23 protein-coding genes are annotated in these 26,914 nt (G+C 43.1%); 7 read left to right on the forward strand and 16 right to left on the reverse strand.

The genetic code is table 11. The features are described 5' to 3' along the window. Positions 1–31: 31 nt before the first annotated feature. A complete protein-coding gene (locus ABE021_RS10850) occupies positions 32–823 on the reverse strand; it encodes a VLRF1 family aeRF1-type release factor (RefSeq protein ID WP_430288664.1) in 792 nt (263 codons plus the stop codon). 215 nt (positions 824–1,038) lie between these two features. Between ABE021_RS10850 and ABE021_RS10855 the strand changes: the two genes are divergently transcribed. After that, on the forward strand, positions 1,039–1,731 hold the full coding sequence (locus ABE021_RS10855) for a YjjG family noncanonical pyrimidine nucleotidase (RefSeq protein ID WP_430288666.1): 693 nt from the start codon (positions 1,039–1,041) through the stop codon (positions 1,729–1,731). 359 nt (positions 1,732–2,090) lie between these two features. On the opposite strand, the gene ABE021_RS10860 is transcribed toward ABE021_RS10855, so the two are convergent. The 4 genes from ABE021_RS10860 to ABE021_RS10875 form a co-directional block, all read right to left on the reverse strand. Beyond that, positions 2,091–3,074: a YecA family protein gene (locus ABE021_RS10860; protein ID WP_430288667.1), complete on the reverse strand. Its 984-nt coding sequence runs from the start codon at positions 3,072–3,074 to the stop codon at positions 2,091–2,093. 71 nt (positions 3,075–3,145) lie between these two features. Beyond that, positions 3,146–4,711, reverse strand: a complete 1,566-nt coding sequence (locus tag ABE021_RS10865) for a sensor domain-containing diguanylate cyclase (protein WP_430288668.1) — start codon at positions 4,709–4,711, stop codon at positions 3,146–3,148. A 91-nt stretch (positions 4,712–4,802) separates the two neighbouring features. Continuing rightward, entirely contained in the window at positions 4,803–5,711 is a 909-nt protein-coding gene (locus ABE021_RS10870) for a patatin-like phospholipase family protein (protein WP_430288670.1), read from the reverse strand. A 415-nt stretch (positions 5,712–6,126) separates the two neighbouring features. Further along, positions 6,127–7,320: a CynX/NimT family MFS transporter gene (locus ABE021_RS10875; RefSeq protein ID WP_430288671.1), complete on the reverse strand. Its 1,194-nt coding sequence runs from the start codon at positions 7,318–7,320 to the stop codon at positions 6,127–6,129. A gap of 83 nt (positions 7,321–7,403) precedes the next feature. Between ABE021_RS10875 and ABE021_RS10880 the strand changes: the two genes are divergently transcribed. From ABE021_RS10880 to ABE021_RS10890, 3 genes are all read left to right on the forward strand, one after another. Beyond that, the gene (locus ABE021_RS10880; RefSeq protein ID WP_430288673.1) at positions 7,404–7,655 is read left to right on the forward strand and encodes a hypothetical protein; all 252 of its coding nucleotides are present in this window, start codon (positions 7,404–7,406) and stop codon (positions 7,653–7,655) included. A gap of 127 nt (positions 7,656–7,782) precedes the next feature. Then, entirely contained in the window at positions 7,783–9,390 is a 1,608-nt protein-coding gene (locus ABE021_RS10885; RefSeq protein ID WP_430288674.1) for an ABC-F family ATP-binding cassette domain-containing protein, read from the forward strand. A 138-nt stretch (positions 9,391–9,528) separates the two neighbouring features. Continuing rightward, positions 9,529–10,272 carry a hypothetical protein gene (locus tag ABE021_RS10890; protein WP_430288676.1) on the forward strand — a complete coding sequence of 248 codons (744 nt, stop codon included), beginning with the start codon at positions 9,529–9,531 and terminating at the stop codon, positions 10,270–10,272. A gap of 48 nt (positions 10,273–10,320) precedes the next feature. Here the strand turns inward: ABE021_RS10890 and ABE021_RS10895 are convergent, their stop codons facing one another. Beyond that, positions 10,321–10,521, reverse strand: a complete 201-nt coding sequence (locus ABE021_RS10895) for a cold-shock protein (protein ID WP_191689461.1) — start codon at positions 10,519–10,521, stop codon at positions 10,321–10,323. A gap of 203 nt (positions 10,522–10,724) precedes the next feature. Beyond that, positions 10,725–11,030 (reverse strand): DUF1033 family protein, encoded by a 306-nt coding sequence (locus ABE021_RS10900; RefSeq protein ID WP_430288678.1) that lies wholly within the window; start codon positions 11,028–11,030, stop codon positions 10,725–10,727. A 206-nt stretch (positions 11,031–11,236) separates the two neighbouring features. Between ABE021_RS10900 and ABE021_RS10905 the strand changes: the two genes are divergently transcribed. Continuing rightward, complete coding sequence (locus ABE021_RS10905; RefSeq protein ID WP_430288679.1) at positions 11,237–11,911, forward strand: 5-bromo-4-chloroindolyl phosphate hydrolysis family protein; 675 nt, start codon at positions 11,237–11,239, stop codon at positions 11,909–11,911. After that, complete coding sequence (locus ABE021_RS10910) at positions 11,886–13,082, forward strand: toxic anion resistance protein (RefSeq protein ID WP_430288681.1); 1,197 nt, start codon at positions 11,886–11,888, stop codon at positions 13,080–13,082. The genes ABE021_RS10905 and ABE021_RS10910 overlap by 26 nt, the downstream gene beginning before the upstream one ends. 17 nt (positions 13,083–13,099) lie before the next feature. Here ABE021_RS10910 and ABE021_RS10915 read toward each other — a convergent pair whose 3' ends face one another. The 6 genes from ABE021_RS10915 to ABE021_RS10940 all read right to left on the reverse strand — a co-directional run bounded on the left by ABE021_RS10915 (position 13,100) and on the right by ABE021_RS10940 (position 21,644). Beyond that, positions 13,100–15,004: a vWA domain-containing protein gene (locus tag ABE021_RS10915; protein WP_430288683.1), complete on the reverse strand. Its 1,905-nt coding sequence runs from the start codon at positions 15,002–15,004 to the stop codon at positions 13,100–13,102. Positions 15,005–15,013: 9 nt separating this feature from the next. Next, positions 15,014–15,877, reverse strand: coding sequence for an ATP-binding protein (locus tag ABE021_RS10920; RefSeq protein ID WP_430288685.1), 864 nt, complete (start codon positions 15,875–15,877; stop codon positions 15,014–15,016). 98 nt (positions 15,878–15,975) lie between these two features. Further along, a complete protein-coding gene (locus ABE021_RS10925) occupies positions 15,976–16,176 on the reverse strand; it encodes a DUF6501 family protein (RefSeq protein ID WP_430288687.1) in 201 nt (66 codons plus the stop codon). 76 nt (positions 16,177–16,252) lie between these two features. Next, positions 16,253–17,491, reverse strand: a complete 1,239-nt coding sequence (gene odhB, locus ABE021_RS10930; protein WP_430288688.1) for a 2-oxoglutarate dehydrogenase complex dihydrolipoyllysine-residue succinyltransferase — start codon at positions 17,489–17,491, stop codon at positions 16,253–16,255. Between the two features lie 48 nt (positions 17,492–17,539). After that, a complete protein-coding gene (locus ABE021_RS10935; RefSeq protein WP_430288689.1) occupies positions 17,540–20,362 on the reverse strand; it encodes a 2-oxoglutarate dehydrogenase E1 component in 2,823 nt (940 codons plus the stop codon). A 199-nt stretch (positions 20,363–20,561) separates the two neighbouring features. Then, the gene (locus tag ABE021_RS10940; RefSeq protein ID WP_430288690.1) at positions 20,562–21,644 is read right to left on the reverse strand and encodes an undecaprenyldiphospho-muramoylpentapeptide beta-N-acetylglucosaminyltransferase; all 1,083 of its coding nucleotides are present in this window, start codon (positions 21,642–21,644) and stop codon (positions 20,562–20,564) included. A 306-nt stretch (positions 21,645–21,950) separates the two neighbouring features. On the opposite strand from ABE021_RS10940, the gene ABE021_RS10945 reads away from it, so the two are divergent. Beyond that, positions 21,951–23,306, forward strand: a complete 1,356-nt coding sequence (locus tag ABE021_RS10945) for an MATE family efflux transporter (RefSeq protein WP_430288691.1) — start codon at positions 21,951–21,953, stop codon at positions 23,304–23,306. 46 nt (positions 23,307–23,352) lie between these two features. On the opposite strand, the gene ABE021_RS10950 is transcribed toward ABE021_RS10945, so the two are convergent. From ABE021_RS10950 to ABE021_RS10960, 3 genes are all read right to left on the reverse strand, one after another. Next, the gene (locus ABE021_RS10950) at positions 23,353–24,213 is read right to left on the reverse strand and encodes a CAP domain-containing protein (RefSeq protein WP_430288693.1); all 861 of its coding nucleotides are present in this window, start codon (positions 24,211–24,213) and stop codon (positions 23,353–23,355) included. A 193-nt stretch (positions 24,214–24,406) separates the two neighbouring features. Further along, positions 24,407–25,303, reverse strand: a complete 897-nt coding sequence (locus ABE021_RS10955) for a CobW family GTP-binding protein (RefSeq protein ID WP_430288694.1) — start codon at positions 25,301–25,303, stop codon at positions 24,407–24,409. A gap of 60 nt (positions 25,304–25,363) precedes the next feature. After that, a complete protein-coding gene (locus ABE021_RS10960) occupies positions 25,364–26,860 on the reverse strand; it encodes a S41 family peptidase (protein ID WP_430288695.1) in 1,497 nt (498 codons plus the stop codon). Positions 26,861–26,914: the final 54 nt, after the last annotated feature.

Below are 26,914 nucleotides of genomic sequence, written 5' to 3' on the forward strand. Positions count from 1 at the left end.
GCCCTTTTTAGAGGACGGTCGTAGGTTTTAGTTATTTTTCAAATACTTCGTGCAAAACTTTGTCCGGAGTCGAATTGTTCAAATTTTTATGGATGACACTTTTCGGTTTTTTATTGAGCGCGGATGCGAATGATTGGGAGGATTCGGCTTCTCCAACGACATGAATCTCATCCCAATTCCGTTCTTTTTTCATCTTTTCCACATCTGCCGCCATCGATTTATAAAACCGCTCCAGGTTTTCCTTCATGCGTTGATCGAAATCATCCGAATGGCTGCCGCCGGTACTTCTATTCCCTGTGGGGTTCATGTCATTATCTAGACGCCATACATCTAAGCCGTAGTCGTAATTGTAGACCAAATCATCTCCTACATATCCCATCGCAGTATCTAAAATACGTACATTTCCTATACTCGGCATGATGATTCCTGAATTAGGATAGGCTTTCAGCATATAATGCAATTCTTCAGTTACAGGATGGTTTTCCCAATGAAAACTTGTTTTAACCGCAATTTGCACATAATGGACAGACCATAAATCCGGGTCATCCGCAGCAAAAATAATGACTCCTTTTTTCAAATCATTTTGATTTTTTTCGATTTCTTCCGTTACTCTCGTTTTAGCCTTTTTGAATGCAGTAAGTTCTTTGTCGTTCGAAGCTTCCAAGTATTCCTCCAGACGCTTCAACCCGGATTTCAAATGGATCTTCCAAGCGCCTTTCTGCTGATCTGGATCAGCAGGATTGGTATTCAAATACACACTTAGTACGCACCTGTCCTCGCATTGGTAATCTTTCAGAGTTTGAAGTTCTTCACTTAATGTCATTAATGCTTCGACCTCCTCATGATCTGCTTCTCTTTGTGTGATACCCTCCCGAGAAAAAACTAAACGAACAAAATTTCCCTAAAATCAGAATTCTAGATCCCCTTACAATGAATAAGTTTTCAGAGCACATGCATGCTCCATGTGAAAGCTTGTATTCGAACTATAGGGAGTGATATACTCGTTTAAAATTAATAATGCAGACAGGTGATGATTGTATGAACTATGATGTTTTCCTTTTCGACTTGGATGATACGCTTATGGAATTCGATGTAAGTGAGCAGAATGCATTCCGGAATGCTTTTATCGGGGCCGGCCTTGCAGAAGGACTCGATGCTTATCGAACGGAATACAAAGCGATAAGCAAGATACTTTGGAGACAGTTGGAAGAAGGCACAACGACGTTGCAAGAACTGAGTGTAACCCGTTTCCGCCAACTATTTGACAAATTCGGTATTGAACTTGATCCAACTGACTTTGCTGAATCGTATTTGGCTTTTCTAGGAAAAGAAGCCCACTTGATTGATGGGGTCCTCGATATGCTGGATCGCCTAGGGGATGTACGACTCGCAATTGTGACGAATGGATTTTTCAAAGCTCAAATTGCTCGAGTAGCTTGTTCCTCTTTGAATAAGCGCTTTGAAACGATAGTGTCCTCTGAAGAAGCCGGTTTCCAAAAGCCGCGCCCTGAGATTTTTCAGGAAACGTTGAATCGTCTTGGCGTAACAGATACATCCAGAGTATTAATGACAGGGGATTCCCTAACTTCAGACATACGCGGCGGCAACAACTTTGGTATCGATACGTGTTGGTATAACCCAAATGGTTTGGAAAATACATCGGGACACAAACCTACTTACGAAATCCGGAATTGGGAAGAGTTCTGCGTTAAAGAAAAAGCGGCAAATTGAATTTGAAAAGCTGCTGGAAGTCAGATCCTCTGACTTCCAGCAGCTTTTTTGGTGGTGTGAGAGGAACAGCAGATTTTGCTTTTACTAAAAATGTTCCGAAATCATCTTTGGAGATGAAGCATTTGAGATTTATGAGCGGTTTCCACAGTTTATGAGCACTTCTAGCGTTTTATGAGCTCTTTCCATGATTTATGAGCACTCCTGGCGTTTTATGAGCTCTTTCCGTGATTTATGAGCACTCCTTGAGTTTTATGAGCATTTCCGATGGTTTATGAGCAACAGCAGAGAGTTGTTTTCGTGTTAAAGTCAATTCCCCATAGTAAAACCCCATACTCACTAAGAGTATGGGGTACAACTGGTTATACGTTCGTTTTCAATTTTGCGTATTCCGTGAGTCCGTTGTAATAGCGATTCAGAGAGGACGGAGAGACTTCGAATTCGTCAGCAATCGCTTTGACCGTGAGCTCCAGTGGTTCAAACAGCGCGTGTTCTTGTCCGTAGCGGATGGCGCCTGCTGCAATTGCCACGTCTTTACGAGCGTTTGGCTGCTCCTCAACTAAGTAATCCTCGATCAATTCCAGGAGTGCATCGGATTTCCGATCATTTGCTTCTAAAAATGAAGCAATCCTTGAAAGGACTCCTTGTTCAAAATTGGTGAATTCATCCCCTTTATACCCGTTCTCCGCTAGCTTTTCCCATAGAGTGACGGAGTGGTTTTTCATATACGTTTCAGAATCCTGATCGATATTGGAAAAATCAGTGACAAATTCATCAAATACAGAACTTTGGTCGACCGGGAAAAAGATCAGCGTCGATACAGCAAGAACTCCATCCACGCCGTCTGGTAACGTAAAGCACCAGAGATGAACGTCTTCTGGAACGGGCTTGTCTGACTCTCTTCGCAGCAAGACATTCCGATTATTTAACCGGTCATATACGGTTAAATAGGATTCTTCTGTTTTAATGACTTGCCCTAGAAGTGTCTGCGGAACCGACCAACTTTCAAGAACCTTAATAACGGATGGACGAACGGTTTTCTTTAATTGCTTACGTACAAAACCTTCCCAGATATCTGTACGATTATGGAAAAAGAATTCGTCTAAGGCGATCGCTTCAATCATTTCTTCCGAATATGCTGCAGATAGTGGCAGTTTCCATTGAATAGCAAACTCGCGATAATCAGCAAAGTCTTTCTGTTTTGGATACTCGTCATAAAATGACTGTAAAATGCGTTCCATTTCTTCCGCTTGTACCACTTCGACTGTCAGTTCTTCTTTACCTGCACAGCACTTCTTATATTTCTTTCCGCTGCCGCAAGGGCATGGATCATTTCTACCGATCATCTTCAACACCTGCTTCTTCTTAAGCTGTTGTCCAGTTTACCACTTTTTTAATCCGGATGGAAGCTTGCTCTCTATGAATTGAACCGTTCATTCACATTGACCACTTTGTTTCTTCCTGTCTCCTTCGCAAGATATAGACATTCATCTGCTAGTTCAAGAAGTCTTAAGAAGTGTTCTGCGTGTTCCGGTATGTTAGCCACACCTGCTGAAAATGTTATCGGCTCACCGATTGGACTCATTTCGTTAGATAGTTCTCCCCTGATTTCGTTCATCCAATCGCTTGCTTGCTCATTGTCAATCTGCGGAAACAAGACTACGAACTCTTCACCACCAAATCGATAGCACAATCCTTTATCTTTTGTTCGTTGCTGCAATTTTTTTGCTAGATCTTTTAGAACTTCATCCCCCATCGTATGACCGTATGTATCATTCACTCGTTTAAACCGATCGATATCTAAAATTGCTAAGGAAAAAGAGACTTTTTTTTCTACAAGCGTCCTTGCTTGCTCGTTAAGTGCCCGTCTATTTAATAAACCTGTAAGAGGGTCTGTAAATGATTCTTGAATGAAATGATCGACTTGATCCTGAAAACGGCTAAAGCTATCCGTTAACGCAAGATCGAGCTGTATCGCCTCATGATACCATGCGCCGCTCTCTAGTGGCTTATGCCCGTCCCTTTCTAATTGATTCGATGCATAACTTGCCAGTTTCTCAAGCGGCTTTGCTATTTTATAAGCAAAGTAGAGAATGATAAGTGCTGATAGTAATATGAAAGGAAGGGACTTCACAATCATTTCTTTCACCATCTCTTTAGAGGAAGCCAGTGCGGTCTCCGTGGGTCTTTGAGTTACTATCCCCCATTTTGTCAGGGGAACGGATGCGTAACCTGCCAACATATCCTGATCTTTACTATTCATCAGCCTCATGCTGCCGCTATGCCCCTTTCTAAGCTCCTCAATTACCGGGTTTTTTGTTACAACTTCTCCCACACGTTCACGTTTCAAATGGTACAGCAACATTCCGTCTTCATCTACGACATATACGTAAGAACCATCCTCATAGAAGTGTTGCCCTAAAATATCATTCAGTACGTTTTTTTCTTTTAAGTAAATACTTCCGCCGATCATCCCGATTACATTACTTGAAGAGTCTGTAATCGGTGAGGTTATAAAGACAACCAATTTGTCTGTCTGCGTTTGATAAGGCTTACTAATAGAAGGCTTACCCGTAGATAATGTCTCTTTACCTGCTTCATCCAAAAGAGGCATTCCAATAAGATTTCTAATTTCTGAAGAAGTCCCCTGGATTGTCCCTTCTCTATCAGTAATCAGGACCGAACTCAACGCCTCACCTTGGACAACTAATCGTTCAGCTTCGTCACTGAGTTGCTGCCGATCGCCTTCAGTTAAATAAGGTGACAGATCGTTCGCAGAATAAGCAAGGAGTCTTTCAGTTCTCAATAAATAATCTTCTGTCATTTTCGCTAACTTTTGCGCATAGGCAAAATTCGTTTCCAATGTCGTGTTCATAAGGGTTTGCTGATCAGCACGATATCCGGCATAAAGACTGCTTGCTAAAGTTAACGCGATGGAAAGCCAAGCGATAGCTAATAACAAATGTTTTAAGGAAATTCTCATACCGGACACCGCCTTTTCAGCCATATTTTCTCATCTACTTGAGACTATTATACCACGATTGAGAACGCCAGCATATATTTTTTGTTCTCTATTAGATAACTCTCCTCATAATTGCTGTCTTTGTCCATGACTTCAAAAAATTTGTTGCAGATATTTCCCCGCTCAGGACAAGGGAATCTTTTTGTTCATCCGATAAATCAAATTGGACAGCGGATATACCGTCAGTTGGTATGAACAGAACGTCTTTTTCCAGACGCTTTGATACATGTTTTTCGTCGTGTGCATCTTTCATCGTCGAGAAAAGTGCTTCGTAAAGTCCTAAACCATTACGGATTACAGTTTTTTTCTTATCCGCTGGATTATGACTGAGCTTCATACCAACGATAGGTCGTGTCACTCCATTTTCAGGTTCATTGAAAACCCAGAGTGGAAAGTTACTGAGCACCCCGCCATCAACAGTCACTGAGTTTCCTGCTAATGAATGGAGAACGACCGGTTCGAAAAAGAAAGGAATGCTTGTGCTCATCCTTAGCGCCCGGGCCACAGGGAAAAAGTCAGGCCTTAACCCGTATTCCCCTAAATCATCAGGCAATACAATCAGTTTGCCGTTGGTTAAATCGGACACAATGATTTTAAGCGAATCCTCCGGCAGATCAGCAAACGTGTATACCCCTTTTTCAGCCAGAACGTCACTGAACCAATTTTCAAGAGCTGTTCCTTGATACAGCCCCATCCTCCAATAGAGCTGAAGCCACTTCATGAATGGAATCGGAATAAATGTCTTTCTTGCATCCAGTAACTCAGGAAAATTCTGTTTTTGCATAATCTGTTCCATTTCCCTTGCTGTGTATCCAGCTGCCAGCATTGCAGCAACGATAGCACCAGCACTTGTGCCGACCGTCCTCTTAAACGTATACCCGTTTTCTTCGAACACTTTACACGCACCTACTAAAGCCAGACCCTTTAACCCGCCACCTGAAAAGACGCCATCAATTTCCACACATTCTCCACCTCTCTGACACCATATAGCTTACTGTAGGAAACATCCCTTCCTTTTAGAACTAGTTGCCTCATAAAAAACTCTTATACAGTTTATATTGACTAACTAACAAATAGATGATATAATTATTAAGTTATAACCAGTTAGCTGATTCTTGAATACTGGCATTCTGCGGAATGTTTACCCATTATACGTATTCAAACTGGCGCGGCTATAGGGCCGCAAGGACGCAAAAGTAGGTAGGGTTTGCGTTGCTTATGTTAGGAAACAACTGCTGAACAACGACCGCGGCAATGATCGTTGTGAGTAAGTACACAATTCTAGATGACAAAAGATGTAAGTTTTTTCTCATATATTCAATAATCGGCTATACAAAAAACAAAGGGATGCCCCAACTGGGCATCCCTTTTCCAATTCATTCCTCTTTATCACCAATCAGAATAGCCAAGCAAATCATGCCAAAAAATAATAGGCCGAATAAAGCAATTGTCACCTGATGATTCTCTGTAAAGTCATGAAACACTCCGATTATTAGCGGTAAAATTCCTCCGATGATGTAACCCCCAGTTTGCATCATCGCCGTCCAGGAATTCGTCTCTGCTGCGTTTTCTGTTTCATCCAACGGCAGCACGAGAGCAATTGGGAACATTCCACCTAGTGGAACACCCATTAATATCGCACCTACCCAAAGTAAAGGTATGTGACCTGTACCGAATAGTGCAACTGCAACGACACCAATGAAGAGGATGAATAACAGCCACATTTTACGTCCTGGATATCGTTCCATCATTAGAGGAATTGTAATATTTAAAACAATTTGTACCGCCGTCATGAGACTGACTAACGTACCCGCCTGTACAATTGTCATTCCATTTGACATCGCGATGGGCGCAAGCCAGATAACAATCGAGAAAAAAGCAGCGGACTGTAATCCGAAAAACAATAGGAATAACCATGCTTTTCTATTTTTCCAAGGAGACCGGACTGCCTTCAGTTTTTCTTTAGACGCGCTTATCCCGTGTTGCCGAACGATTAGCTGGTCGTTTGCTGAAACGATCCAAGCTGCGATTCCTACAAACGCTAGAACCGCCCATATGCTGAGCGCAAAAGAATAGGATCCAGTTAGCTCGTAGAAGTAAGCGGACAATCCTGTACTCGCAGTCGCTCCTGCCCCAAGCCCGAATGAGTAGATTCCAATTACAGGGCCAGCCCGGTGCGGGAAATTCTGTTTGATCATAGCAGAAAGGAGCGGTCCAGCTATAGCAATCGCTATCCCTACTCCTATAGAAGAAACTAACAGCATCGTGTATGTAGGAATGAATTCACGAAGGGCCGTCATTAATCCGATAATCGCCACCATTAAGATCATAGTTGCATTCAAGCCGAATTTGCGGTTCAACACGGGTGCCAGTGAAGCGAACACGCCCATACAGATGACAGGTAATGCGGTAAGCAGGCTCACTTGGACATTATTCAGTGCCAGTGCCAGCCGTATTGTTTCGAGAAGCGGGCCGATTGACGTTATAGCAGGTCGCATGTTTAAAGATACTGCGAATATTGCAACAATCAGGAGAACCGTTTTTTTAGTAGTAAAAACGTTAAAATTCATAAGTTTTCCTTTCTAATCAGGATTCATCGAACTTGCGTTTGTTTTTTTCAGGACGTATAATTTTCTGAGAAAGGATGAAGTCTATGAAACTATTTCATTGGTCCTATACTCGGAAGTATCAAGTGAAAGGTGTGTTTGACTCCTTTCCTGACACTGTCGTCATTTTTCGGCAAATCAATGGGTACTACTTCATTAACACGATGAGAGGGCTTGATCCACTGGACTTACCTTCACGCAAACATTACGTGCAGATGGAGTACTTGATCAATAAAGAAATGGGCACGTTGGCAGCTTATAAAAACCGGAGAGCACTTCAAAAGAGAGAAAGTTCTTAAACCATGTAAACGATATACCCATAGATGTATTGTAAGCTTGAAAAATGGATTTTGCCACTGTAATTTCCCCCACCCTAGCGACAATCCGTGCTATAATGGGCAAAGTGTGAATTTTAGGAGGTCAATTATGTTAGCAGTAAGTAATGTAAGTCTTCGATTTGGAGACCGGAAACTATTTGAAGATGTTAATATACAATTTAACCCAGGTAATTGTTACGGGCTAATCGGTGCGAATGGTGCTGGTAAATCAACATTCATTAAAATACTTTCTGGTGATATTGAACCCCAAACTGGGAATGTCATTTTAAATAATGACGATCGCCTCGCTGTACTTAAGCAGGATCACTTCGAATTCGAAGAAGAAGAAGTTCTTGAAACGGTTATCATGGGTCACAAACGACTCTATGATATCATGACCGAAAAAAATGCAATCTATATGAAAGAAGACTTTTCAGATGAGGACGGTATGCGCGCAGCTGAACTCGAAGGAGAGTTTGGAGAACTGAACGGATGGGAAGCTGAATCAGAAGCAGCCATCCTCCTCCAAGGTCTAGGAATTCCCGAAAAGTTGCACACAATGAAAATGGCGGAACTGACAGGTTCTGACAAAGTGAAGGTCTTGCTTGCTCAAGCGCTCTTTGGTAAACCGGACGTTTTACTTCTGGATGAGCCGACCAACCACTTGGACTTAAAAGCGATCCAATGGTTAGAAGAGTTCTTGATTAACTTCCAGAATACTGTAATCGTTGTTTCTCATGACCGTCACTTCTTGAACAAAGTCTGTACGCACATTGCTGACTTGGACTTCAGTAAAATCCAAATCTACGCAGGTAACTATGATTTCTGGTATGAGTCTAGCCAGTTAGCGCTTAAACTATCCCAGGAGCAAAATAAGAAAAAAGAAGAAAAAGTCAAGGAATTACAAGCCTTCATTGCGCGATTCAGTGCAAATGCTTCGAAATCGAAGCAAGCAACGTCTCGTAAAAAGACTTTGGATAAAATAGATATAGATGATATTAAACCATCATCACGCCGCTATCCATATGTGAACTTCCAAATGGGCCGCGAAATCGGAAATGACGTGTTAATGGTCCGCGATCTTTCTAAAACCCAAGACGGGGTTCAACTATTAAAAGACGCCTCATTCACATTGAACAAAGAAGATAAAGTAATTCTGATCGGAAATCCGATTGCAAAAACAGCATTACTTGAAGTCTTAGCAGGTGAGCAAGAACCCGATGCAGGAAGTGTTAAATGGGGAGTGACTACGTCACAAGCATACTTCCCTATTGACAACAGCAAGTTTTTCGAAGGTGACGAGAAATCTCTTGTTGAATGGTTACGTCCCTACTCACCTGAAGATGAAACCGAAACGTTTTTGCGTGGATTCCTCGGTAGAATGCTTTTCTCCGGTGAAGAAGTGAATAAAAAACCTTCTGTCCTTTCTGGTGGAGAAAAAGTTCGTTGTATGTTATCTAAAATGATGTTGACACACTCAAATGTCCTTTTATTGGATGAGCCGACAAACCACTTGGACCTGGAATCGATTCAAGCGTTAAATAATGGTCTCATTGCATATAAAGGTGTTATGCTCTTCACTTCACATGACCATCAATTCATCCAGACGATTGCTAATCGTGTAATTGAAATCAATGAGGATGGTACTATTTTTGACAAAATGATGAGCTATGACGAGTACTTGGAGTGGAAAGAAGCTCAGCCTTCCTCAAAATGATGTGCTGATTTAATTGCTTTTAAAAAGAGCAATCGCTAAGACTAGCGGTTGCTCTTTTGCTCGTTTATATTTAACGACTTGCAGTCGCACATACTTTTCTGAAACAAGGTGATACTATTGGAAAAGGAGTGTTCGACCATGAAAAAGTCTCCGTTGTTGTATTTCTTACTTATTTGTCTCCTCGTAGTCTCCGCCTGCTCAAAATTGAACGGTGAAGATGTCACCGCACCTGATAATTCCGGGAACAGCGGCCATAAGAGTCCTCTTGATAAAACAGATTCGGATGCTGGGGGCGAAATAAAGGACAAGGATAACGATAAAGATGGCGTTGAAGAATTGGATGATCCGAATGGAAAAATCAAAGATCCTGCCATGCTTGACTATTTGTTACCGGACAGTTCAAAATCCCATTATGAAGGTACTGGAAACGAGTATGCCGAGCTGGATGTGCAAGTATATCATCCATACGAAAATTACGTCATGATCTACGAGAACAATGGGGCAGCTCTTCTACGAAAACTATATAAAGTGGAAAAAGACCGTATATTAATCCTTGAAGAAAAGCATGTAGATATTGAAGAGAACGCACCCTCTGTAGAAACCTTGAAAAAGATGGAAGTCACAGGTATTTACTTACAAAAACCGTTTGAAAAAGGGGCAGCATTCGGGAAATGGACGATCGTAGATACGGATGCAACTGTAGACACGCCTTATAAAAAGTTTGAACATGCAATTGTCATTGAAGAAAAAGGTGAGAATTACACGAATCGAAAATATTTTGTCGAGGGCTTTGGAGAAGTGAAACGCGAATCCATGATGACTAAAAAGGGCGAAGCAGATATGCTTGTGACCTCGTCAATGGAATCCGTTACCCAACCATAACCAAAAAAAGGGACCCACTCAGATAAGCGGGCCCCTTTTTGTTTGTTATTAGAGTTTTGTAACGTTTGCTGCTTGTAGACCGCGGTTACCTTCAACGATTTCGAACTCAACCTGCTGGCCTTCGTCCAATGATTTGAAACCATCACCTTGAATAGCTGAGAAGTGTACGAATACGTCGTCTTCTCCGTCAACCTCGATGAAACCGAAACCTTTTTCTGCGTTGAACCACTTAACTGTACCTTGTTTCATAAATGAAAACCTCCAAATAATAATTGCTAATACATGAACCAGCTTCAAAAAAGAAAATTCACGTATTAGAAAAAGTACCGACAGCGCCGATCACTTTTTGTAATACGTGAATACGTTTCTCGTCGCAAGCACTTGTTATTAACCTTACTACTACTATACCATACCGCTTTTGAATGTCAATTAAACCTAATGAAATATTCTAATTATTTTTCGTCAATAAAAGTGACCGGTTCACAGTCCTTTAACATGAATACGCCGTGATATAATTGCAGGTCATCGTCACATCCATCACAGTAAGTTCTCTCACCTGGATTCCAAAAAGCTGCGTAAGATCCTTTCCGAGTCTTCTCATGTGAAAAACATCTCCGCATTTCATCCATAATCGAGTTTGCAAATTCCACTGCATCCTCTAGCTCTTCAAATGATCTTCTCAAACGAACCATCTCTTCCCAACCTTCAAACATCCACCAAGGCTCATAATCCGCTTTCATATAAATAACTTCGTACATGGTCAAACCTCATTTCCTTTACAGTTGACAATTATACAAAGCAGCTTCAATTTTTCCAAGCAATCTGAACTGATCTCCATTTCAAATGTTCGTCTGAACGCGTTTAATACGTTATACTAAAGAGAGAATATGAATCCGATGAAACTTTTGCTCACGCTTGCACGTAATAAGTATAGAACATTAACGATAAGGAGGGCTGACCGAAGATGAAAAAAGTCAAACAGTTTTTTATGCGGCACTTCATCGTGGCGCCCGTCAGTTTTGGGACATACCTTTTTTTGTTACTTGGAACTGGCCTCAACCCTTTTGCAGCGACCGGTATCCTCATCGCCATGTATCTGGGTGGTACGTTTGCCATTAAACAAGTCCAGTTAAACTCATCAGTGAAAGAACTTGGAATGACCCGCTCCGAGTATCGACATATTGAATTACAACTCCAAGAAGCCAAGAACAAAATCAAGAAATTGAATAGTCTATATGGACAGGTTCGCTCGGTCCAGGCATTCCGACAAGTATATGAGTTAAGTAACCTATCTAGAAAAGTGCTCACCATAGTACGGAATGACCCGAAAAAGTTTTATCAAACAGAACAGTTCTTCTACGCTCATCTGGACTCTGCAGTTGAACTGACTTCAAAATATGCTTTGCTTGCCAATCAACAATTGAAAGAAAAGGAAGTACGCATCGCACTTCAGCATACCCGTGAAACAATTACGGACGTCACCCACCAATTGGAAAAAGATTTACAAGATGCACTTTCAACTGATTTGGCAGCTTTACAACTAGAACTCGATTATGTGGATATTACGATGGCACGCAAAAAATCCTTGCCTCACTCGAAGGGAGAACCATTAGATGACCGAAAATCAGCCAATGAATAATGATGTAAAATCTTTTGACGATCTACTCAGCAATCCATTCGATAAAAGCGAACCTATGTTACCAAAAGAAATGCAGACGGCACAAGCCGATAACAGTGCATCTGTAGCTTTGTTGGATCGCTTATCGCCAGAAGAACAGCAAAAAGCTAAAGAACTCGCGGAGCAGATTCCTGTAGGCGATTATGAAGCTATTTTAACATACGGAGCTACAGCACAAAATGAACTGTCGCGTTTTTCCCATAAAATGTTGGACCACGTGCAAAGTAAAGACATCGGCCCTGTTGGGGATGTGTTAAACGATTTGATGGGGAAGTTATCTGAAATCGACCCTGACGATTTATCTGAAAAGAAAAAGACCGGTCTTAGCCGCATCTTTAATAAAGCATCTCGTTCCATCCAGGAAATGATGACGAAATACCAAAAACTCAGTACACAAATCGACCGGATCGGTGTGCAGCTGGAACATTCAAAACGTGGTTTAATCGAAGACGTGCAGATGCTCGATAATCTGTATGAGCAGAACAAGACGTACTTCCAAGCTCTTAACGTATATATCGCTGCAGCGGAAATTAAGCGTGACGAACTGGCTGCCATCACGATTCCACAAATGCGTGAAGCTGCCCAACTGTCGAATGATCAGATGGCAATACAAGAGGTCAATGATATGAACCAGTTTCTAGATCGACTTGAAAAACGGTTGTATGATTTACAGTTGTCGCGCCAGCTGACCATCCAAAGCGCACCCCAAATCCGTATGATACAGCAGACGAACCAAACGCTGGCGGAAAAAATCCAATCATCCATCATGACATCCATTCCGTTATGGAAAAATCAGATTGCGATTGCCTTGACATTGAATCGCCAAAAGAAAGCTGTTGAGTCGCAGCGTCTCGTTACGAAGACGACGAATGATTTGCTGCTTCGTAATTCCGAGATGTTGAAACTGAATTCAATCGAAACTGCAAAAGAAAACGAACGTGGAATCATTGAAATTGATACGTTGAAAAAAACGCAGGAAAACTTGATCCAAACTATTGAAGAAACACTTGTCATCCAGGCTGATGGACGGGTTAAGCGCAAAGAAGCGGAACGCGAAATCGGCAGAATGGAAGAAGAGTTGAAGCAACGCCTGCTCAATGTCCATGAAAAAACGCAAAACCGTCCTTTATAAGGGAGGTTTTGCGTTTTTCATTGTACGGCGATGGCTAGTAGCTTCCTTAGGATGCGCAACGTTTGATGCGCGAATTCTTCTACTGAGTCAGATGCGGCAGTTTTGTTGCCAAACATCGTAGTGAACAACACTTTTTGTTCTTCAGTCGGCTGTTCGGTTGATAAAAACAAATGGACTACAGAGATCCCTCGCTTTTCTGCCTCCCATACCGCTTCTGCTGTGTCGATAATTCCATTTCGATCATAGCCGAAGGCAGAAGGTTCTCCGTCAGAAAAGACAAGCAGGAATTTGTGCTGTTCGGACCTTTCCGCAAGTCGATTCCCCATCCATCGAATCGCAAATCCGTCGCGATTATCTTCATGTGCTTCAAAATTCATAATTGCTGGTCCACTGTCGATATGGATTTCATCGAACGTATGCATCACTTCAAAAAAATTCGGTTGCTCTTCTTTGGACGCTTCAAACGCGTCTTCATAATATGCAGTAATTTCATGGGATACTCGAAGTTTCCGCAGGACGTCATGAAAAAGAATGACCGCCTCTTTTGTCTCCTCCACTTTGTCGATCATGGAAGCTGATCCGTCAACGAGTAACCCGAACACCGCATCAAGCTCTGGCGAAGGGGCTTGTTTTCGATAGAACGGTTTGGGACGTTCATCTGTCAGCATGCTGGTCAGCTTTGTGGAAAGGCGGCCTTTCGTCAAGTTTTCACGCTTTTGCTGTTTTTTTCTTTCCAATCTTTTTTTCATCTCGGTAACTAGAGCTCGTACGATTGGTAAATGGTCGTTTCGCCATTGTGTCAGCATGGCAGTAGATGAAGTTTTTTCGATGTTCGGCATTTTTCTTACACTGAACGTCACTTGAGTATGGGCTGGACCGTAATCCGAACCGGCTTTAACTGAAGGTTGTTCTAAACGTTCACCGCCCAAGTCAGCTTGCTCATTTAGCACCGCTTCCTTGTCATTCCCCTCAGAGTTCCCCAATCCGAACTGCTGAGCCTCTGCGTTCTCATCACCTGGTGTTGTTGCTGAAGAGTCTGCAGCTCCTAGTTTGCCTTCTTGGAGTTCGAATTCCAGATGCGAGCCCTTTTCATCTTCAGTTTCACTATGCCACGACCGAAACTCCTCTTCTATTGTTTCCTTCACTTCCTGGTTCTCTCGATCTTCCGGATCGGGCATAGCCCTAACATCCAGATTCATCTTTATGCCTTCTTCGAAGAATTCTCCAAAGGTGTATAAGGGGAGAATAATGTCCTTTGTTAGTTGCTCTTCCACTAGTTCTATGACTCTTTTTGCTAATACTGCACTCTGTGTAGTTGTTTCTACCTCGTATACCCGTTGTATGATATGCCGGATACGATCCATAGGAATACGATCTAACGATTCATGCGGGGAGGTTGTCATTTCTACATGAATATCCAAAAATAGTTGGTTGACTAACGCATCTGCTAGAAACCCTCGTTTGGCATTAGATATAAGCCGATCCCTGTGGAATTCCGCGTACACTTTACTACGTATCTGAAATGCCCTCTGCGTGCCGGCACGTGTTCTTTGTATGGATTCCATCATTCTGAACTCTTCAAGCAACATCAGTAATTGACCAGCTAACTTCGGATGACGGCTCTGCTTCATCTCTAAAGTGAATGCCTTCCATTCAGCTAAGTCGAACTGTCGGTAAAAGCCTACAGCAAGTAAATAGATGTCTGAAAGACGGCCTAAATGTGTCACCTGTTCAGGGCGATGTCGCCAAAACACACTCATTGCAAGAGTCGCCTCTTTTGGTTGGTACTCGATCAACTGGCGTTCTGTAATCTTTATAAAAGGCGCATTCGCCAGCGACTGAGCAATCTTTTCATAAAGCAGGATTTGACGTGTCTCTACGGATTCGTCGTTAAATTGGATGAACCGATTGACCTTATCCATCATGATCCCTCATTTCACCCAAGTGGCTGTCAATTCATTCACCAGATCCCGCTCCATCTTATCTTCCAAAAGCTCAGCAATTGCATAGGCCACAGCTCTCTCTACAGGGATGTGAACCGCGAGTTGAAGAGCATCGATGAGACTTCTGACGGAAGCCGCCTCGTCAGCGAGCAATCCATTGGCAGCCTGCTTCGACAAGTCCCCTGACAGATTCATTATTGTATCCACCACAGACGCCCCTGCTTCTGGCACTGCATTTTCTAAAACAGTTCGTAATTGTTCCGCCTCCAAATAAGGGATTGAAAATGAAACGAATCGGTTTTTTAACGCTTCGTTCATCGGAGAAGTTCCAATATACCCTTCATTGATCGCTGAGACGACTGAAAAATCTTCATGGGCCACGATGACCTCACCTGTAAATGGATTGGTAAGCATACGACGATGATCTAGCAGACTATGCAATATCGGCAGTGTTTCCGGCTTGGCCATATTGATTTCATCTATATACAAAATATGGCCACGCTTCATAGCTGTCACGACAGGACCATCTACAAATTCGATCGTGCTCTGGCCATCGTGCGAGACAATTGTCTTAAATCCTAACAGCGCTTCAGCATCCAGATCCACAGAACAATTGACACTTTGCATAGGTTGCTGAAACAAAGCCGATATGCTTTGAGCCAAACGGGTCTTCCCGCTGCCGGAAGGTCCTTTCAATAGTATCGGCTTTTTCAAAGAAAGAGCAATAAGTATATCATTAAACAAATTGGGAGTCGGACTTATATAACCGCCCTGTTGTATGAGAAGTCGTTCTTCATCTGTATATGACCTCTTTGTACGAATCGCTTGCGTTTGTTCGATTAACGAGTTCATGTCCTCATGTCTCCTTCTATATAAAACGGCCTGATGCTCTAACCGCATCAGACCGTTTTATTCATCAGTAGTTTACTGAAGCTACCTGCAAATGCAGATTACTCAAAATATGTTTTATAATATCCGCCGACTTTGCCTGTGTTGTCAACGACGAAAAGAAATTCTTCTGTTTCGTTTTTTACATCATAAACCTTACCAGGCGTGAGTACATTTGTCACCAAATATTTTTCTGCGTCTGCATGTTTACAGACGACTTGCCGGGATGCCGGCGCATGAAGCCATTCTTTGAACGAAGACATTGTAGGATCCCGCCTTTCCTGTTGAAAAGTATAAGAGTAAATCCGCCCGCTGAAAACGGGCGGCTCATTTTATCAATTATGATCCAAGAAGGAGGTCTTCTGGATTTTCGATTAATTCCTTAATCATTTTCAAGAAACCTACTGAATCTTTTCCATCGATGACACGGTGGTCATAAGAAAGCGCCACGTACATCATCGGACGGATTTCAACGTTATTCCCAACTGCAATCGGTCGTTTTTGGATCGTGTGCATTCCAAGAATACCCACTTGAGTTCCGTTCAGGATTGGAGTGGAAAGAAGTGAACCGAATACCCCGCCATTGGTAATGGTGAAAGAGCCACCTGACATATCAGCTAGTGTCAACTTGTTATCACGTGCTTTTTTAGCAAGTTCTCCGATTGTCGCTTCGATTTCCGCAAAGTTTTTACGGTCTGCATCGACTACGTTCGGTACAACCAAACCGCCTTCAGTTGAAACAGCGATACCGATATCGAAGTAGTTCTTCATGATCAATTCATCACCGTCAAGCTCCGAATTGACATTTGGATACTTTTTAAGGGCAGCTACAACAGCCTTCGTAAAGAATGACATGAAGCCAAGACGAACGTCGTTCTTATCGAAGAACTCGTCTTTCTTACGTGAACGTAGTTCCATCACATTTGTCATATCAATTTCGTTGAATGTTGTTAGCATAGCTGTGTTTTGCTTCACTTCAAGCAAACGCTTCGCAATCGTCTGACGACGACGGCTCATTTTTACGCGTTCGACACGGCCATCGTCCACTTTTACTTCTTGCTTAGGAGCAGCTGGTGCAGCTGGTTGCGCTTTAGGAGCAGTACCATGTGCTTCCACGTCTTGAACACGCACGCGTCCCATTGGATCTACTGGTGAAATATCTGCAAGGTTAATGCCTTTTTCACGTGCTAGTTTACGCGCTGCAGGACTTGCTATCAGACGATCTCCTGAAGTTGCTTCTTCAGCAGGCGCTTGTTCAGCAACTGGTTCAGCCGCTGCTGGTACAGCTTGTTCTTGTGCAGGTTGAGCAGGTGCAGCGGACGGTTGTTGTGCCGGTGCTCCAGAACCTGCTCCTACAATTGCAATGACTTGACCGACTTCAACAGTATCGCCTTCAGCGGCCATTAGTTCTTGAACCGTTCCGGCTTCCTCAGAAATCACTTCAACGTTTACTTTATCCGTTTCAAGTTCAACGATGAATTCACCTTTGTCAACTGTTTCACCAGGTTGTTTAAGCCACTTTGCAATTGTTCCTTCGGTAATCGATTCTGCCAGTTCGGGTACTCGGATCTCTGCCACAATAATTTCCTCCTCTAATATCGTTCAATCATTCGGGAATTGGTCTACTTAGTTTTTAAGTGCTTCTTCAATGATGCGTTGCTGTTCGAGCTTATGCATCGTGCCGTTTCCTTCAGAAGGACTTGCGCGATGGATACGCCCTACGTAATTCACTTTTAATCCTTGTGAAATTTCGTATAAATATGGAAGTGCAAATGACCAGGATCCCATATTCTTCGGTTCTTCTTGTACCCAAACAATTTCTTCTGCGTTCGGGAATCGTTGAATGATTGCAGACAATTTGTCAGATGGGAATGGATATAGTTGTTCTACACGTGCTATGTGCAAGTGGTCGAATCCTTCTCCATCTTTCACTTTCTCTGCTAGGTCAATTGCCATTTTACCGCTAGTCATAATCACTTTCTTCACGCTGTCTGCATTTTTACCAGTATTCGGTTCTTCCAATACTGTTTCAAAGTGACCTTCTGTCAAGTCAGATAGATCCGCGCCGACAAGTGGATGACGCAAAAGTGATTTAGGTGTTGCTATAACGAGTGGACGTTCTGCTTCATCACCAAGAATTGCTGCTTGTCTGCGAAGTACATGGAAGTAGTTTGCTGCACTTGAAATGTTCGTAACTGTCCAGTTGTTTTCAGCACACAATTGCAAGTAACGTTCGATCCGGCTGCTTGAATGCTCCGGTCCTTGACCTTCGTAACCGTGTGGCAACATCATGATCAAACCGGATTGTTGACCCCACTTCGAATTACTGGACGATATGAACTGGTCATACATCACTTGAGCCATATTGGAGAAGTCTCCATATTGTGCTTCCCAAATTGTGACTGTTTTCTCTTCTTCTAAATTATAACCGAATTCAAAACCGACAACGCCAGCTTCAGTCAATGGACTGTTATATGCAACAAACGATGCGTTGGAATCACTGATGTGATGCAGCGGAACAAATTCTTCTCCTGTTTTTTCATCATGTAATACAAGGTGACGATGGGCAAATGTACCACGTTGAATATCTTGGCCCGACATACGGATCGGCTTGCCATCTTGAAGAATCGATGCGAATGCAAGTTGTTCTGCATGTGCCCAGTCGATTTTCCCTTTTCCGTTAAAAGGATCTTGGCGACGCTTCAGAATTTTATCCAATTTCCCGAACACGTTGAAGCTTTCAGGATAAGAGAGCAATTCTTCGTTCATGCGACGAAGACGTTCCTCCGCTACACCTGTTTGGAGATCTCTTGGATAGCCAGCGAGAACAGCATCAGGGGTTGCGTTGGAAATCGTGCTAGTATCTGATGCGAACTCTTTCACTTTATCGTAAGCACGCTGCATTTCAGCGAAAACTTCTGCATCCAATGTCTCAACGTCTTGAGCAGTCAGGATACCTTCCTTCACTAACTTTTCACCATACAATTGACGAGCAGTCGGATGGTTATGCACGTCCTGGTACATGACCGGGTTTGTAACCATCGGTTCATCCATTTCATTGTGCCCATAGCGGCGGTACCCAATGAGGTCGATCAGCACGTCTTTACCGAATTTTTGGCGGTAATTAAATGCAAGTAATGCAGCGCCAATAACTTCCTCGGGACTGTCTGCATTCACATGGAGGATGGGTACTTCGAATCCCTTCGCCATATCCGAAGAATAATGTGTTGAACGCGAATCGTAATACTCCGTTGTAAACCCGATCATATTATTCGCAATGACGTGAATCGATCCGCCCGTCTGGAATCCACGAACGCGGCTGAAATTGAATGTTTCCTGTGTAATTCCTTCGCCAGGGAACGCAGCATCTCCGTGAACCATGACTGCGTATGCAGCATTCGTATCTTGTACCGGGATGCCAGGATGATCCGTATTCTCCTGGGCAGCTCTTGTTTGTCCTGCAATAACAGGATTCACGACTTCCAAGTGAGACGGGTTATATGCAAGAAAACGATCCATGCCTTTTTGGCCTTTATACAATGCACCAAGGTGATACTTTACATCACCGAACCAGCCGCGTGTCACTTCTACAGATCCATCTTCAGGTAAAAACGGTTCTGAAGGAACACCCGCAAACTCTGCGAACATCATTTCATAAGGTTTGTTCAAGATGTGTGTAAGAACGTTCAATCGTCCTCTATGCGCCATTCCGATTAACATCTTCTTCGTTTGTGCTTCTTCGGAACGCCGTACCAACTCATCAAGGAAGACAACAAGTGTGTCGAGTCCTTCAATCGAGAAACGCTTCGCTCCTACAAACGTTCTGTGGATGAACTTCTCGAAGCCTTCGATTCTAGTCAGACGGTCCAACAATTGTTTTTTATCATCTGATGTTAGAGTGATCGCTAACTTACCAGTTTCAATATTTTCCTGGATCCAATGCTTTTCCTCTTCTTCTATCAGGTGAGCAAATTCATAAGCGATTTTCCCTGTATAAAGGGATTTCAAATAATTGACTGCGTCTAATGCATTCTCTACTTGTGATGGGACTTCCGTTAAGAAGAGTGACGCCGGCATTGCTTCCAGGTCACGTTCAGATAGATCATAAGCTGAAAGTTCAATTCGTGAAGCGTCTTTAGGACGGTCATTCAGCGGGTAAATATCAGCGTTTAAGTGTCCGTATGCCCGTATTGCATCCATAAGTTTGTAGGCGGAAAGAACTTTACGGAAATCCGCTGGATTCCCTTGAGTACCATCCGAGCTTGTTAAACTTGAGAGGTGATTACCTCCGCTTTCAGGAGTACCATTTCGCTTAAAGAATTCAGCAAGTTCTGGATCGATGGATTCTGGTGCATTTTTGTAAAGCTCATACATTTCCATTACATAGCCAAGGTTCGGACCTGAAAAAGCTGCATACGGTGAACGCTCGGAACCAACACTGTTCGACATGAGTTATTACCTCCACATTTGCCTTTCGGCATGTTGCGCAAATTTTTTATATCCTTTTCTATGTTACCATGCAAACACTTGAACTGAAAGGGTTTCGTTCTAGCATGTGCATGTATTATCCGCGGACTAGTTTACACCTTGTGGACTCTCTATGCAAGAATTTATAAAAAGCAAGTGTCCATTTTGTGGATAATCCGAATTACGACTCCGTTCGACAGGATAGAATCAGATTCGCCATTTCATCAGGCGTTTTGGTCGCATCTGTTTGATCCATCGTCGACAAGATGTTCGATTTATCCTCCGCCAGCTTGACGAGACCTTCAAGTAATGACGCTTCCGTAATGTCCTCTTCGTTAAGGACATGCGCGAACCCAAGTTTCTTAAAGTGTTGTGCATTTAAGATTTGGTCTCCCCTACTCTTTTCAGCAGACAATGGTACAAGCAGCATCGGTATTCGCACAGCTAGTAATTCAAAAATGGCATTCGAACCTGCACGGGACAGCGCTATTTCAGAAGCTGCCATCAAGTGAGGTAATCCTTCCGTAACATATTCGAACTGTACATATCCGTTTGTCCGGTCAAGTGACTCGTCAAGATTCCCTTTTCCACACAGATGAATGATCTGAAAGTCTTCTAGGATTGTTGGGAGGTTCCCTCGCAGCGCATCATTCAGGACAGCAGAACCTTGACTTCCCCCCATTACGATAACAACTGGTTTTTCCTCGGACAACCCAGACATACGTAATCCTGTCTGACGATCCCCTTCAAATAGCTCAGGGCGGATTATGGCTCCCGAACAAGAGGATCTTTCTGCAGGGACGTAGGAGAGCGTTTCTTCAAATACTGTGAAGATATGCTTCGCGAACGGTAGCGCGATCTTGTTTGCAAGCCCGGGAGATACATCCGATTCGTGTGCAACTACAGGAATACGTGCAAGTTTAGCAGCAAGCACAACAGGTACCGATACAAAGCCCCCTTTTGAAAAGATGATTTCCGGTTTCAATTTCCTCAGAATCGAATACGCTTGCAAGACACCCGCTCCAACGCGGAAAGGGTCTGTGAAATTTCTCATTGAAAAATAACGTCTGAGTTTACCACTATCAATTGCATGGTAGGTCACTTCTGGATGACCCGTACCGATTAAGTCCCGCTCAATACCTTCATGAGATCCGATATAATGAATCTCATATCCTTTTTCTAAGAACGCAGGGATTATTGCCTCATTAACCGAGACGTGACCTGCCGTTCCTCCACCTGTTAATACGATTACTGGCCGTTTCATAAGGGCCGTTCACCTCTTCTATTCATTAAGTTTCAATTACGCCTCGGAGGAATTACGTCCCGATTTTTTCGAGTGTACTTGAAAAGTTCCTATGAAAAAATCTGCAACATCCGCCGGAGACATTATGTTTGTTCAGCAATGATTTGAGCTTTTGCCGAACATGAAAAAGAAATCATTCATCTTATCACCTATAGAGGCGGCATTTTATATTGAACGAAGATAAAATCAATCTCATTTGTTTCTTTTGATAGTATACCAAAATAAGCATGATACAATAAGGGTTGATATAAAAAAGGAGGGAAACCGATGGAATCTTCTCTTCCTATGGAAAGAAAATCGTTCCGTTTCGCCAAAATTGTCATGCCGATTTTAATCACTCAGGTAGCACTATACTTAGTTACATTCTTTGATATTCTTATGACCGGAAGATACGATACATACCACTTAGCAGGCGTTACAATTGGGTCGTCATTTTGGGTTCCAGTCTACACCGGCCTGGCGGGAATCCTCATGGCTCTAACTCCGATCATAGCTCAACACGTGGGTGCTCGGCGTAATGAGCACGTTCAACCATCTGTTCAACAAGGGATCTATGTATCCATCGCTTTAGCAGCTGTAGTTTTTGGACTCATTGTTTTTGTTTTCTTCCCGATCATCCGCAGCATGTCACTTGAAGCACCAGTACACATTATTGCAATTGACTATTTGAAAGGGATGAGCGTCGGACTTGCCCCACTATTCGCATATACCGTATTGCGATCGTTCTTCGATGCACTCGGATCTACACGGGTGTCGATGGTTATCATACTCATTTCGGCGCCGATCAATATCTTATTGAACTACTTATTGATCTATGGGCACTTCGGTTTCCCAGAACTCGGAGGGGCTGGTGCCGGTTATGCTTCAGGAATTACGTATTGGATTGTGTTTGCCATTGCTGGTGTTGTTGCGGTGGCTGGGAAACCCTTTAAAAAATACGAGTTACTGAAACAATGGCAGTTACCGCGTTGGTCGTATTGGAAAGAAATTTTATTCATCGGTGTGCCGATCGGTATGTCCATTTTCATTGAAACAAGTATCTTTTCAGTGGTCACGTTATTGATGAGCTCTTATTCGACAGAAGTAATTTCCGCACACCAAGTCGCGCTGAACTTCACTTCTTTGTTGTATATGATTCCACTTAGCATTTCGATGGGAGCGACTATACTTGTTGGACAATCCATTGGTGCAGATCATCCTGAAGATGCGAAGAAGTACAGCTTACTTGGCATAAGTTTCGCTGTGACCTTCAGTTTTCTAGCCATCGCGATATTACTCATATTCAGAGAACCGATCGCTTCGTTATATACAACAGACGGTTCGATCATTACACTCGCTTCTCAGTTTTTCATATTCGCTTCCTTGTTTCAGTTATCGGATGCTGTTCAAGCCCCCATTCAAGGGGCATTGCGCGGCTACAAAGATGTCAATACTACGTTCTTCGTGGGCTTCATATCCCTTTGGGCTATCGGACTGCCTGTAGGATATTTATCCGCAACCTATACCGACCTAGGACCTTTCGGATATTGGATCGGGTTAATCGCCGGGTTAACGGTCGGGGCTATCACATTAAGCATTCGGCTAAAAATTGTACAGAGAAGACACCAGCTGCTAAATCGATAAAAAACCGCCTAATCAGCGAGAATCCTTGCTGATTAGGCGGTTTTCATTATTTTTGAATGAACTGCTGTGTCCAATAGTTACCTCTTGCATCATAACCGATTCCGATATGAGTGAATCCAGGAGTCAAGATATTTTGACGGTGTCCTGGGGACTCCATCCAACCTTTCACGACTTCTTCTGCACTGCGTTGACCCATAGCGATGTTTTCAGCAGCGGCACGATATGTAATACCGTTCGCTTTCATCTGATCAAACGGCGAGCCATATGTCGGACTCGTATGAGAGAAGTAGTTTTTTGAAGCCATGTCAGCAGATTTCGCACGAGCAGTTTTCATTAGCTTCTCATCCATTTGAAGAGATTTCAATCCTGCTTTTTGTCGTTCGGCATTCGTTAGCGTCAAGACCGCTTGTTCGATCTGACTCGCAGAAACTTGGCCTTGTTCAGGTGTCGGATCAGGTTTAACTTCTGGTGCTGGTTTGGTTGGTGGTGTCGGCTCTGGAGTGACGTCCGGTTTTTGTTCTGGCTGAGGGGTCGGCACTGGCTTTTCGGTAACAGGCGGTGTCGGTTTCTCTACAGGTTTTTCCGGTTGTACTTCCGGCGACGGTTTCTGGTCCGGCTTTGGCATCGGCACTGGTTTTTCGACTGGTGCATCCGGCTTTTCTACAGGTTTTTCCTGTGGCTGGATATAGTGTTTCTTGAGCCAACTCGCCAATTCCTTGTAATAAGCTTCCAGATCCGCCTTGTTGTATTGAAGCGTCGCAGGGAGCTGGTGGAAATCCCCCTCCACTTTAAATGCTTTTACTACTGTTTTCGTTTGGACAGAAGTTAGAGTAGATGCTTCTGCCTGGCTAGTGTTCGGCAATACGAGTGCCGAACCGAGTAAGATGACTGCAATCGATTTTTTCATCTTGTACGCCTCCCTTCGAAACTATCGTAAACGAAGAAGGCGTAAGTAAAACTGGAACTCTTTGGATAGATCCCCACAACCTATCTATAAGTCTTTGAAAAGGAGTTGGAGAAAGATCTTAATGGATATCTCTGGATAAGAGATGAATTATTGGATAACAAATCGTATTGACAAAGCATGTTCAAGCCTTTGTTCAACTACTCCAGTCAATATGATCAATGCCTTCACCGATCACAACAAGGCGCTCGGGCATTTTTACGTATTCAGGCATCCAATTGACCATTCCGTAAGCATATTGGAAAAGCATAGGGTTTTTTACCCCTTCAACAGGAATATAACCTTTCATCCGGTAAACGGTATCAGGGAGGGCTGCCGTCCACGCTTCCACGTCAGCTTTCTTTACCGGATTTGAAAAAGTAATGACTTTTGACGAAAGCGGTAAGTGCTTACCTGAAACAATCGGCTGTTGAGTAGTTGGTTTAACTGATAGAGTTTTTTCAATGAAAGAAAAATCCAGTTTTCCCTGCACCGTCTGAACAATAGGTGCAGTTGAATTCAAGTTAGCAAGCTCCATTGAAATTGTCGCTAACTGGGACTCCGTCACTAAGTCGGATTTGTTCAAAGCGATGATATGGGCGTGACGAATTTGTTCCAGCATTAAGGAATGTATTCTTGGTGAAAGTTCTTCACGATGGACCCATCGAGGTGCATCTGCTACTGTGACAATTCCTTTCACACGCAGTCGATCTGCAAATAATGGTGAATAGACTGCGTCCAAAGCTTCCACAGGGTGAGCAGCACCCGTTGTTTCGATCAAGATGACGTCAATGTCCTCATAGTCTTCCAGGAGCGCTTGCAATTGCGCTTCCGTCTTTTCAGATCCCGTGCAGCAAATGCAGCCACTCAATAATTCTTTTAACGGTACTTCCCCGGTTGCCGCTACGGAATCCGAATCGACCGGGATTTCTCCGAACTCGTTCATCAGGACTGCCGGTTTTTTCCCTGCCGCTTTTAGTTGTGATATGGAATTTAGCAGAAGGGACGTTTTTCCGCTCCCTAAAAAACCGCTATAAAGATATACATCAATCATTTCATTACGTCCTTTCTCGTGGAGAAGGCGCCCAATCCGGTTGGATTGGGCGCCTTCAGCTCATTTACCGAGTTTATCGAGCACAACTTGTTTAGCTTTCAACAATTGTGGATCGTCTTTTTCGATTTTTTCACGGAGTTTGTTCATGAGACCAATTGTCGTATCTCCTGTCAAAACACCATTTTCCTCAAGTTTTAAATCAGCTTGAAGTTTTTTAACGGCTTGTGTCATGGACGCATCAAATAGTCCATCAACTTGACCTATGTCATACCCCACTGCTTTCAACATTTCTTTAGCAGTTTCTGTGTTAGCAGAAACTTGTCCTTCCTTCATCTCTTCAGAAGGATCTAGGAAAGGCAGCATTGCATATGAAGGATAATCGACTTTCACATCTGGCTCAATTCCTTTTTTGTGGATCCAGTTGCCGTCTGGTGTTAACCATTTCGCAGTTGTGATCTTCAAGTTGGAACCGTCTTTCATATCCAGCGGCGATTGTACGGTACCCTTACCAAATGTTTTGATACCTACAATTGGAATATCCGAAGATTCTTTCAACGCACCCGCTAGAATTTCGGATGCAGAAGCACTTCCGTCATCGACAACTAGAGCAACCGGTACTTCAATTTTTCGTCCCTCAGAGGCTGGGTAGAGAACTGCTTTCTTCCCTTTTTCCTTGGTTTGAAGGATTGTTTTCCCTTTGTCCACAAACAAATCGGAAATTTTCAGGGCTCCATCCAGTACACCGCCTGGATTTTGTCGTACATCAAGTACAAGCCCTTTCATTCCTTTGGCTTCCATTTCATCCAGCGCTGTCAATAACTCATCATACGTATGCTCGGAGAACGTCGTCATACGAATATGGGCAATTCCTCCATCAAGCATATCTGCATAAACAGTCTCTATCGGGATATCGTCACGCTTAATCTTCACTTCAAAAGGTTCAGCCTTTTCTCCACGCTTGATCATTAACGTAACTGTCGTCCCTTTTTCACCGCGGATGAGCATGACGGCTTCAGAAGAAGACATCCCTTGGATGCTTTCTCCATCTACCGCTTGAATAAGGTCGTTAGGCAACAAGCCTTCTTTTTCAGCAGGTGAATTTTTAATAGGCGATACCACTTTGATATAACCATCCGCTTCTTGGATCTCAGCACCGATGCCTTGGAAACTGGATGAGATATTTTCCATCAGATGTTCCGTCTCTTCTGTATTCAAGTAATCGGAATACGGATCATCCAAAGAATCTACCATTCCATTAATCGCGCCGTCCAAAACTGCTTTTTCGTCAATATCCTCAAAATAACTTTTCTTGATTTCGTCGTAGGCGTCATACAACTTTTGGAATTCTTGACGATCGCTTTTTTGAGGATTTACCACTTCGACAACTTTATCTTCGCCAAACGTAAGCGCAAAAAACGTGATGCCTGCCGTAAGGATGACCAATGTAAAAATCAACATGACGAAGGAGAACGGTTTTATTTTAAAATATCGATTATGAGCCGGGTGCTGTTCCGGTTCTGGTGGCCGGTTCTGCTCTTTTTGTTCATTTTCATCCATTCGCGATCCCACTTTCTACTTCAATAATACGTGTTTAGTCGAAAAAGGGCCGCT

It is taken from the genome of Sporosarcina gallistercoris (assembly GCF_050459885.1).
In the GTDB taxonomy this organism is placed as follows: domain Bacteria; phylum Bacillota; class Bacilli; order Bacillales_A; family Planococcaceae; genus Sporosarcina; species Sporosarcina gallistercoris_A.